We start from the raw sequence: 2,381 nt of genomic DNA, 5'->3' as shown, positions 1-2,381 counted from the left end.
AGCGGGCGGCCCGGCCATCGATCACCTGATCCAGACCGACGCCGCCATCAACCCCGGCAATTCCGGTGGCCCGCTGCTCGATTCGGCTGGGCGGCTGATCGGAATCAATACCGCCATCTACAGTCCGTCTGGCGCCTCGGCCGGCATAGGCTTTGCGGTGCCGGTCGATACCGTCATGCGCGTGGTGCCGCAACTCATAAAGACCGGCAAGTACATCCGTCCGGCACTGGGCATCGAGGTGGATGAGCAGATCAACGCGCGTCTGCAGGCGCTGACCGGCAGTAAGGGCGTATTCGTATTGCGCGTGACGCCGGGCTCGGCGGCGCACAGGGCCGGGCTCGTCGGCGTCGAGGTCACCGCAGGCGGCATCGTGCCCGGCGATCGCGTTATCAGCATCGACGGTATCGCCGTCGACGACGTCACCACATTACAGGCCCGGCTAGACGACAAGAACGCTGGAGATGTTGTGGTCTTGTTAGTGGAGCGGGCCGGCAAGACTCGCGAGATGCTTGTGGAACTACAACCGGGAGTTTGATGGAAAGTGGGTCATGGATCTGCACAGCGAAGCAGCCAAGCGACTTCAGCCTTGCGCCGAACTACGAGCCCTAGCTAGGGATGGTCTGAAGTAGCCCTGTATTTCCGGCTGACTTCAGCCACTGCTGATTTTGAAAGCGGTGAACCGATCAAAAACGATCGGATCACCCGCTCATTTCGGTGCTTTCAGCCGTCGCGAGCACCTTGCGACGGCCATTTTCCGCATTACAGGCGCACCTCTCCTGCGCTTGCCAGCAAATGTCGGCGGGCCATCCATAGGTTCGACAGGGCAAACAGCGTCACCAGTTGCGCAGTGTTCCTCACCAGCCCTCGGAAACGTACCTTGGTGTAGCCGAACTGCCGCTTGATCACGCGAAACGGGGGCTCTACCTTCGCTCGCACTTGCGCCTTGGCCTTCTCGATCTTGCGCTTGGCTTTGTACAGGGCGCTGCGTTTATCGAGCATCTTGTAGGTGCTGCGGCGTGCTGCGACCTGCCAGATCACTTCTCGGTCGGCATGCTCGGAGCGCTTTTCGACGCCGGTGTAGCCGGCATCGGCGCAGACGACGTTCTCGTCGCCGTGCAGCAGCTTGTCGACCTGGGTGACATCCGCCACGGTGGCTGCCGTGCCCACCACGCTGTGTACCAGCCCCGATTCATCATCAACGCCGATGTGCGCCTTCATGCCAAAGTAATACTGGTTCCCCTTCTTGGTCTGGTGCATTTCCGGGTCGCGCTTGCCGTCCTGGTTCTTGGTTGAACTGGGCGCGTGGATCAGCGTAGCATCGACGATAGTCCATCTTGATAATATCGGGCCGCTCAACGCTCGGGTACGGCACGAAATCCAGCTCGACGATGCGCGTCCACTGGATGTCGTTATCCTGTCGTTCGTTGGCTTGTGGCTCCTCGTCGAGCAATGTTGGTGCTTCGATGCGGGTGACGACGAAATCCCGAAACTCTCTACTCTTGCGATCAAAGGGACGTGCCAGCGCATGCCGGTATCAACCAAAGCAAAGGGCACAATTACCCGCTCGGACTCGCCGCTGCTCATCGAGTAGTAGCGGATGGCGACGGGTCGCTTAGCGTGGATGCCTCGGCAAATCGTGGCTAACACATCCATCTTGGGAATGCTTAGGGCTGCGGGGGATTCGCATGGTAGCAGCGCCTGCATTGAGCCGTTCACGCCATCGCCAAAACCGAGAGACAGCGCCGACAGAACGCGCAGCGATGCGTGCTCGAACAACGGTGAGAACTCCTGCCCGATGCGATAAATCTTGTTGCTACCATCGAAGGTGATGTTATGCGGCGCAATTTCCCGGTACAAAGCCAAATCGCGTGTCGCCCCTGCCGGAGCCACACCGAAGCGCTCAATCAGATCAGGGCGTCCGATCTCACCGAAGAAATAGAGCCGAAAATCGATGTAGGCCAACCTCTCGCGCTGGACCAAACTCAAGTCCTCAAGCCGCTTAGAAAGGGAACCAAGCATGAATCATCACTATAGGGAAAAAATGAATATTTAATACGGTAATCCATAAAGTGCCATGATTATAATCAAATTGATGATAATCAGCATTAATACTTATGTAACAGCAAGAATTTATGTCTTAAACGTAGACAGTCATCGTATGGGCTGATGTTTCTATACCGTTAAATTGATGCCATCCAACTATAAAACCTTGCTGCCCAATGCCCTATAGCTCCCTCAGGCAATTTGCCCTTATCCACTGTTCTGGTCTGGGGATGAGGGATATCAGAATAACCTAACGACTCAGGGACTGGGATCACAGGCAACCGTGGCTCGTCGCTTACCTTAATTCAAATTATTTTCAGATAGATATCATTCTTCTG

General features: G+C 56.4%; 1 protein-coding gene and 1 pseudogene. One reads left to right on the top strand and one right to left on the bottom strand.

All coding sequences use genetic code 11. The features are described from left to right. Window positions 1-535: PDZ domain-containing protein (locus tag FDX01_RS23945; RefSeq protein ID WP_249361009.1), on the top strand; the 535-nt coding region annotated here is incomplete at its 5' end. A 224-nt stretch (window positions 536-759) separates the two neighbouring features. Here FDX01_RS23945 and FDX01_RS17900 read toward each other — a convergent pair. Further along, window positions 760-1,329: pseudogene (locus tag FDX01_RS17900) on the bottom strand (IS5 family transposase); the annotation flags it as partial. Between the last annotated feature and the right edge of the window lie 1,052 nt (window positions 1,330-2,381).

This window comes from Citrobacter sp. wls613, from assembly GCF_005281195.1.
Taxonomy (GTDB): Bacteria; Pseudomonadota; Gammaproteobacteria; order Enterobacterales; family Enterobacteriaceae; genus Citrobacter; species Citrobacter gillenii.
Note: the sequence above shows the minus strand (reverse complement) of the source record. Positions and strands in the feature narration are given on the sequence as shown.